At 31.3% G+C, this 2,349-nt stretch carries 3 protein-coding genes and 1 pseudogene; all 4 read right to left on the minus strand.

What is annotated here, in order from left to right; translation table 11 throughout:
• A pseudogene (locus tag HG1285_RS04315) lies at nucleotides 1-397 on the minus strand (ADP-heptose--LPS heptosyltransferase); the annotation flags it as partial.
• Nucleotides 394-804: a hypothetical protein gene (locus HG1285_RS04310; protein ID WP_008288668.1), complete on the minus strand. Its 411-nt coding sequence runs from the start codon at nucleotides 802-804 to the stop codon at nucleotides 394-396. The gene HG1285_RS04310 and the pseudogene HG1285_RS04315, both read right to left, overlap by 4 nt.
• Complete coding sequence (locus HG1285_RS04305; protein WP_008288669.1) at nucleotides 801-1,742, minus strand: acetyl-CoA carboxylase carboxyltransferase subunit alpha; 942 nt, start codon at nucleotides 1,740-1,742, stop codon at nucleotides 801-803. The genes HG1285_RS04310 and HG1285_RS04305 overlap by 4 nt, the downstream gene beginning before the upstream one ends.
• A gap of 7 nt (nucleotides 1,743-1,749) precedes the next feature.
• A complete protein-coding gene (locus HG1285_RS04300; protein ID WP_008288670.1) occupies nucleotides 1,750-2,256 on the minus strand; it encodes a Sodium/calcium exchanger membrane region in 507 nt (168 codons plus the stop codon).
• Nucleotides 2,257-2,349 lie beyond the last annotated feature (93 nt).

Consider the following 2,349-nt stretch of genomic DNA (forward strand, 5'->3'; position numbering starts at 1 on the left):
AAAGTTGTAAGTTCCTGTCTATTTCGTGAGTTCCATCAAATCTATGCTGTGCTTTTTTCGTGTATAAAAATGAAAATCCTGCTTTATCAAAGCCAATTCTAATTGGTATTTTAGATAAAAAAAGTGAGTAAGATGCTCTATGTGAGCGATGGGGAGATACAGCAATATCGTATTTTTCATCTTTAAGCTGTTTTATAAGTGATAATGTTGACTGTTTATTTTTGTCAAAAATTATAAGTTTATCCACATAAGGATTGTTTTTTAAAACATCTTTCCCAAAAGGTTTTGCTATGACATGGAGCTGACTTTCAGGGTATAATGCTTTAATAGAAGCAAATAAAGGTGTTGATAAAATTAAATCCCCTAAAAAAGCTGTCTGCCAGACAAGTATTTTCATTTGATTACATAAAAGATAATAAAAGATAATCCACCTGTTATAAGGGCTATGTATCCGCTGATTTTACCGTATTTATTCCAGAAATAAATATTTTTTGTGTACTCTATTATAATTTTTTTTATTTCTTCAACTTTATTTTTTGGAATATTAAATTCTTTTTGTAAGTTTTGTAAATTATTTTCTATAGGTTCGCTGTTTTCTGCCTTGTTAATCATTGATATTAAAAATTGATTTAAATTTTTATATTTTATAGGAGGAATATTTAAAGGATATGATTCATAAATAGCTTTTTTTATATTTTTTGTTAATTTTTTAGATAAAAGCCATGTTTTTATTGACGAAATTGACGCAAAAATTAAACTTATTAAAAAAATTATTTCAAGGGTATAAAGGATACTATTTATCATTTTTCTACAAACTGCCCCATTGCATAAAATTTGTTTTCCCTTTGTGTTATTAGCTCTTCAGGTGATAGATTTTCAAGTTCTTTAAGATTTCTTCTTAAAGCTCTTTTTAAAAGTCTGTACATTTTTACAGGCTGTAGGTGGGCTCCGCCTAAAGGTTCTTTTACTATTTCATCTATAATTCCAAGTTCTAAAAGGTTTTCTGCTGTCATTTTAAGACTTTCTGCTGCTGTTGGTGCTTCTTCTCTTGTTTTATATAAAATGGCAGCACATCCTTCTGGTGATATTACAGAGTATACTGCATTTTCAAGCATTAAAACTTTATTTCCAACAGCAAGGGCAAGAGCTCCACCGCTTCCACCTTCTCCAATAATTACTGCAATAGTTGGAACCTTTAAATCTGCCATTGTTGCTATGCTTTCAGCTATAGCCTGAGACTGCCCCCTTTCTTCTGCTCCTATTCCCGGATAAGCTCCGGCTGTATCTACAAGGGTTATAACTGGTCTTTTAAATTTTTCTGCAAGTTTCATAACTCTAATTGCTTTTCTGTATCCTTCTGGATGAGGCATACCAAAGTTTCTTTCTATTTTTTCTTTTGTATCTTTTCCTTTTTCCTGTCCAATTACACATACTGGCTGTTCGTCAAAAAACGCAAAACCTGCAACTATTGCTTTATCATCACCAAATCTTCTATCTCCGTGAAGTTCTATAAAATTGGTAAAAATGTTATTTATATAATCAAGGGCATGGGGTCTTCTTGGATGTCTTGCAAGCTGAACCTTTTCCCATGCAGACATTTTGTTTTTTATTTCTCTTGCAAGCTGTTTAAATTCTCTTCTAAGTTTTATAAGCTCATTTAAATACTCTTTCTGTCCTTCTTTTACTTTTTTTCTATAAATTTCTATTTTATCCTGTAGTTTTCTCAGCTCTTGAATATCCATGTTAACCTCATCCTGTTAATCCATTTCCTGTTAATACCATATAAATATAAGTTAAATAAAAAATAATGCCAAATGTTAACCCAATTGGTATAAGTTTTTTTCCTGCAAATGACAATGTCATTACAAAAGATGCAGCAACAACTGCAAATATTCCTGATATTAAAGCAAGTCCTTCTATATTCCAGTCTGTAAATAAAACACCAAAACTTACAGGGATAGTAGACTGGAAAACCATTGCCCCACTAATATTCCCAACAGCAAGAGAATCTTTTCCTCTCCATACCCATAAAACACTGTTTACTTTTTCAGGCAGTTCTGTTGCAACAGGAGCAACTAAAAGTGAGAATAAAAGGGGAGAAAAGCCAAATGATAAACTTATTTTTTCTATACCTTCAACAAACATATGTGCCCCGCCAATCATTAAAACAAGTGCAACTATAACCTGAAACACCATAATAAACAAAGATGGATTTTCTGATTTTGGGGCAAAATATAGGTGTTCTACTTCTTCCATTTCATTACTTTCTGCTTTTAGCGTCAGATAAACATAAAAAATGTACAGTGAAAGTAAAAATACAGCTGTTAAAATTTTAACTTCAAAGATTCA

The organism is Hydrogenivirga sp. 128-5-R1-1 (genome assembly GCF_000171895.1).

What these genes read in the sequence shown, in the direction of transcription:
- HG1285_RS04300 (WP_008288670.1), bottom strand. Translation starts at nt 2,256, where the DNA reads ATGGAAGAAGTAGAACACCTATATTTTGCCCCAAAATCAGAAAATCCA.
- HG1285_RS04305 (WP_008288669.1), bottom strand. Translation starts at nt 1,742, where the DNA reads ATGGATATTCAAGAGCTGAGAAAACTACAGGATAAAATAGAAATTTAT.
- HG1285_RS04310 (WP_008288668.1), bottom strand. Translation starts at nt 804, where the DNA reads ATGATAAATAGTATCCTTTATACCCTTGAAATAATTTTTTTAATAAGT.